1 protein-coding gene is annotated in these 805 nt (G+C 64.8%); it reads right to left on the minus strand.

All coding sequences use genetic code 11. From position 1 onward, the window contains the following. Positions 1-803, minus strand: an 803-nt coding sequence (locus tag B4E36_RS12395) for an AAA family ATPase (protein ID WP_345900403.1), incomplete at its 3' end; no start/stop codon positions are given. Positions 804-805: the final 2 nt, after the last annotated feature.

Here is an 805-nt window from a genome sequence, read left to right on the forward strand (position 1 = left end):
CGCGGGCCGGGGCCCCAGGCGACGTCGCGGTCGGTCTCGGCATGGCCTTCGCCGGCGCGCGCGGCGCGCACCAGCGCAAGGATCGCCTCCAGCACGCTTTCGCTCACCGGCATCTTGCGGATCAGCCTCTGGATTTCCATCAGTCGCGCGGCGCTCAGCACCGGGCTTGCGGTTCCCTCTTCCGCGCCGGTGGTTTCCAGCAGGATACGGCGCTCGGAGGCAATGTCGGGATAATCGACATTGACCTGCAGCAGGAACCGGTCGAGCTGGGCTTCCGGCAGCGGATAGGTGCCTTCCTGCTCCAGCGGGTTCTGGGTGGCGAGCACGTGGAACGGGCGCGGCAGATCGTAATGCTGGCCGGCAATGGTGACGGCATATTCCTGCATCGACTGCAGCAGCGCTGACTGGGTTCTGGGCGAGGCGCGGTTGATTTCATCGGCCATCAGCAATTGCGCGAACACCGGCCCCTTGATGAAGCGGAAGGCGCGGCGGCCGGCTTCGCTTTCCTCCAGCACCTCGGACCCCAGAATGTCGGAGGGCATCAGGTCGGGCGTGAACTGAATGCGGTTGCCGTCGAGACCGAGCACGGTGCCGAGCGTTGCGACGAGCTTGGTCTTGGCAAGCCCCGGCACACCGACCAGCAGCGCATGACCGCCGGACAGGATCGCGAGCAGGACGTTTTCAACGACGCTTTCCTGACCGTAAATGACCTTCGACACTTCCTCGCGCACAATCTTGATATCGGCGAGCGCCTTTTCGGCCTCCGCCACGATCTGCGTTTCCTCGGTGTCAATCGCGCCCATTT

It is taken from the genome of Martelella sp. UBA3392 (assembly GCF_002358775.1).
Lineage (GTDB): Bacteria > Pseudomonadota > Alphaproteobacteria > Rhizobiales > Rhizobiaceae > Martelella > Martelella mediterranea.